This window comes from Vogesella fluminis (assembly GCF_014652335.1).
GTDB lineage: Bacteria > Pseudomonadota > Gammaproteobacteria > Burkholderiales > Chromobacteriaceae > Vogesella > Vogesella fluminis.
In genome coordinates this window covers 1-2925 of sequence record NZ_BMYP01000087.1, presented here as the reverse complement: position 1 = coordinate 2925, position 2925 = coordinate 1, and the positions used below count along the sequence as shown (strand labels likewise).

Sequence of the window (2925 nt, the reverse complement as noted above, 5' to 3'; positions counted from 1 at the left end):
TTGCCGTCACCGCCGTACAGCTGGTCGACACCACCGCCACTATTCAGGGTGTCGTTGCCGGTCCCACCATCAAGACGGTCATTACCTGCCCCGCCATTGAGAATGTCGTCTCCATCACCAGCAATGAGCACATCGTCGCCGTTCTGGCCGTTGAGGGTGTCATTGCCCACCCCACCGTCGAGACGGTCGTTGCCGTCGCCACCGCTGAGGGTATCGCTATCCGCCCCACCATAAAGCCGATCATTACCAGCATCACCATTTAGAGTGTCGTTTCCCGACGCTCCAAAAACGATATCGTCCCCAGCCTGCCCGCTGATTGTCTCCGCCGAAGCAGAACCAAAAACCAGGTCATTCAGTGTGCTGCTTGTCTTGAAGCTCGGGCCCAACTCCGCCAGATAGCTATCCAGCAAGCCTTGCTGATCTGCCGCAAGCGACCACGCCACGACCAGATCGCTCAAGGTGGCCCAGCCTTGCTGTTTCAGGTTGCTGCCTTGCAGCCGGTACAGCTCAACCAAATCGACGAATGCTTTCTGTGGTCGGCTCTCTTGTGTTGTGGCTAGCCGTTGCTCCACTCCGCTGAAATCCAGCTTCAGCTGGCCTTCGGCAAAGCTCAGCACAATGGCATCCAGATACGGCTTCAGCCGGGTCTGGGTGAGTAGCGAGTCGTAGACGGAGCTTTCCAGTTGTTTGACCGCGTCCTCAATCTTGGTGAGGGTGGCCGGGTCGTTGATGTAGACCGTCTGGTTCGGCTCGCCGCTGAAGGCATTGAGGATTTGCAGCTTCTGCTTGGCAATTTCCGAGATGTTGATGCCGCCGAAATACAGGCTTGATACCGATTGTCCCGGCGTCAGCCTGATCACGTTGGTGGAGTTGGGGTCTTCGATCCAAGTGCTGGAGATCAGGTCGAAGGCGGACGGGTCGCGCCACTGTGGATCGGTCTTGGCCCACTCTTCCACCAGCTTGCCCAGCAGCGCCTGCTGCTCGGCTCTGGTCTGAGCGGCGGCATATTGCGTGAGCACCTCGGCCAACGCGGGCGACAGTGCCGCCGCTTCGCGCAGCTCGCGCAAGCGGCCATAACCTTGCAGGGTCGGCAGTGTCTTCTGTTCGTCGGTGAGGGTAATCGAAGTAGTGTAGTGGCTGTACAGGCTGTCGTTGACCAGGTTGACGTCGCCCATCTGCCCGGTGCCGCCATCGGTCTTGAGGTAGCTGCCGCTCTGTGCCAGCACATTGTTGCCGGTGAGGGTCTGGCTAGTATTAGTAAACCCGGTATTAAGCGCCGCCACGCCCACCTGATCGAGCGTGAACAGTTCATTGGCGGAGCTGACGCCGTCGCCGTTCAGGTCGCGCCAGACTTTCAGCTCGGCAAAGCGGGTGTCGTTGGCATCGACCTTGCCGTCGCCGTTGCCGTCGAGATCTGCCAGCGCGGCGAAACCGTGGGCGGCGGTCTGCCCCGAAGCCAGTACGGTGCTGTCGCCAAACAGTTCGGAGCCGTCATCAATGGTGCCGTTGCCGTTACGGTCGAGCACCAGCAGGCCGTCGTCGGACTTCACCCAGCCGCTGGCGGTGCGGATACCATCGGCGTTGAGGTCGAATACTGCGCCGGCGAGATTGTTTTCGGCCACCGTTTCGATGCCGTCACCGTCGAGATCGAGGGTGAGGGGGTCATAACGTTGGACGCGGTAAGTTCCGTTGTGGTTGAGGTTCTTTGTAAAGTCTCGCCATGCTTCGGCTTGAGGATCCCACATGCCACTTCCATCTGGTCTTAATAGATCTTTTACCTTCTTTTTCTCTTCCTGGATTCTAGGAATATTTTGTGCGGCATCCTCCCATGGAGGAAGGCTTTGATCCTCTTCCCTAATTTTATCGTACCATTCTCTACCCCAATCTTTTACTACTTCAGACTGGTCCAAGCCAAACCCTATAGCAGCCCCCAAAATTGCACCAACCACTGCACCGGCAGGCCCACCGACCCCAAGACCAATCAGGAACCCGGATACAAATTCGCCAGCCATAAGACCTGCACTATAATTCAGTGCAGTACCAAATGCATCTCTATAGTTACCTTGAGATATTTCGCCTAAGTATCCTGCTATAGTGGCAGCATCTGACACGCCAAAGACACGCCCCCCATCAACCGAAGTACCGGCACCCCATGTACCTTTCACTACAGCATCAGAGACACTATTAGCAACATTACTTGTTAATGTTTGATTATCGCTCATGATTTTCTCTAAACGAAGTTAAAACAGCCACAAATAGAGCAAAAAGGCAAATAAAAAAAGCCTGTTCCAAAAGCACCGTTGTCACAAAAACTACAGCGACTCCATTATCCAAAAAATTAGTTTTACAATTCAAAAAAACAGACACAATTGGAGATGCGGTCAAAATAGTAAAAGCCAGAGCTATCACAACATGCATTCCACCTATTTTCTTATTGCCACCCCATTTTTTTCCATGAAAAATCGAGTAAAATACCATTACAAAAAAATCCACAATCAGAACCAATAAGCCAGCAAATAAAATATGATACTCCAACAAATAATCAGTAACACATTGATTAAAAATAACAACATTTCCAAAAACAAAAAAAGCAACCCCAACCCCAGTCAATATAAAATTCATAATAAAGACATTAAAAACAAAAACCTGTGGGCTTACATTAAAAATCTTCACCGACTTCATTTACCCCCCCCCCCCCCCCCTCACTGCAACCAATTAAAAGACACCACCCAAAAATAGATATTATTGAAGACCCTCCCTTTTGAAAGCCATTTTCTAATGCATTGCCTTACAACAGCCCATAGGGCCCTGCTCTTGCTCCAATAAGCATCAAAATAGGGCTTTCAAAAAAGTGTGCTCGCTATGCCCATTCCATTACCCATAAGTCTGCCGGAATCGCATCCCGAGGACGCAGGCAGCAATTTT

Annotated in this window: 2 protein-coding genes; both read right to left on the bottom strand. The window is 52.2% G+C overall.

Translation table 11 applies throughout. The features are described 5' to 3' along the window. Positions 1–2012: calcium-binding protein (locus tag IE083_RS15980; RefSeq protein ID WP_268245146.1), on the bottom strand; the 2012-nt coding region annotated here is incomplete at its 3' end. A 199-nt stretch (positions 2013–2211) separates the two neighbouring features. Then, positions 2212–2673: a hypothetical protein gene (locus IE083_RS15435; protein WP_189354925.1), complete on the bottom strand. Its 462-nt coding sequence runs from the start codon at positions 2671–2673 to the stop codon at positions 2212–2214. Positions 2674–2925 lie beyond the last annotated feature (252 nt).